Annotated in this window: 1 protein-coding gene; it reads left to right on the top strand. The window is 67.9% G+C overall.

Annotation, left to right across the window (positions count from 1 at the left end; translation table 11 throughout):
- Positions 1–119: 119 nt before the first annotated feature.
- Positions 120–1,456: serine/threonine-protein kinase (locus AC07YS_RS31900; RefSeq protein ID WP_495273840.1), on the top strand; the 1,337-nt coding region annotated here is incomplete at its 3' end.

The following is a 1,456-nucleotide window of genomic DNA, read 5'->3' as shown; positions in this document are numbered from 1 at the left end:
TCGCCTTTCTTTTGCCTACGTTTCTTTGGCGAAGCAAAGAAAAGTAGGTCGGCCGCCGGGCCGAGACCCGGCCCCGGAAAGCAAACCCAACAAGGCGTTCACCTCGCAGGAGCAGGTCAATGACCGACAACGCCCTTCCCCCGGAAGACGACCGCACCCGAGTCGTCTCCCGCCCCGTGCCATCCACCAGCGAAGCTGACACAGGCGCCACAGTCATCACCGGCGGTGGTTTCACCACGGCTTCGGGCGTCCCCGTCACCAGCCCAGCAACCGCAACCCACGACGCAGGCCTCCTCCCCGTAGGCAGCCGCCTCGCCGAATTCGAAGTCACCCGAGTCGTAGGCCAGGGCGGCTTCGGCGTCGTCTACGAAGCCTGGGATCACACCCTCGAACGCGTAGTAGCCATCAAGGAATACCTGCCCACCTCGCTATCCACAAGACAGCAAGACGGCACCGTAGTCCCCTTGTCAGAAAGACACAGAGAAACCTTCGACCTGGGCATGCGCAGCTTCATCAACGAAGCCCGCCTCCTCGCCCAGTTCGACCACCCCTCGCTCCTCAAGGTCTACCGCTTCTGGCAAGAAAAGGGCACCACCTACATGGTCATGCCCTTCTACAAGGGCGACACCTTGCGAGAGGCACTCGTAGCGATCCCCGCAGGCGTCGACGAAGCCTGGCTCACCCGCATCATGGACGGCGTCACGCAAGCCCTCGCCGTGATGCACAACGCCCACTGCTACCACCGCGACATCGCCCCCGACAACATCATCCTGCTCGAAGGCTCCGGCCGCCCCGTCGTGCTCGACTTCGGCGCCGCGCGCCGCGTGATCACCGACAAGACGCAGGCGATCACCGTCATCCTCAAGCCCGGCTACGCGCCCATCGAGCAGTACGCCGAGATGCCCGACATGTCGCAGGGCGCGTGGACCGACGTCTACGCGCTCGCCGCCGTGATGCACGTCGCCGTGTGCGGCCGCGCGCCGCCGCCCTCGGTGGCGCGGCTGCTGTCCGACAGCTACGTGCCGCTGGCCGGCAACGACATCCTGCGCCAGCGCTACAGCGACCGGCTGCTCGCGGCGATCGATGCGGGCCTGGGCGTGCGGCCCGAGGCGCGGCCGCAGTCGATGGCCGAGCTGCGCGCTGCGCTGGGCCTCGAAGTCGGCCACAGCATCGCGCCCACGCCGCGCACCGTGCCGCCCTCGGGTGCTCGAAGCAGTCAGTCGGGTGCCGACGCACCCACCGTGATCGGCACGGCCCACATGCCCAAGCCCGTCGCCGCCAAGGCACCTGTTGCGAACAACAACAAGGGCGGTGGCAGCAACAAGGCCGTCCTCGGCGCAGTCGCCGCCGCCGTGCTGGTCGCCGCAGCGGGCGGCGGATGGTGGTTCCTCGGCCGCTCGGGCAGCGAAGGCGATGCCGGCAAGACGGCGCAAACCGCCACGCCCGCACCCCCACC

The sequence above is a fragment of the Variovorax sp. GW458-11-26-14-LB1 genome (assembly GCF_059423965.1).
The sequence above is the reverse complement of the archived record's forward strand: the minus strand, read 5'-3'. Positions and strand labels throughout refer to the sequence as shown.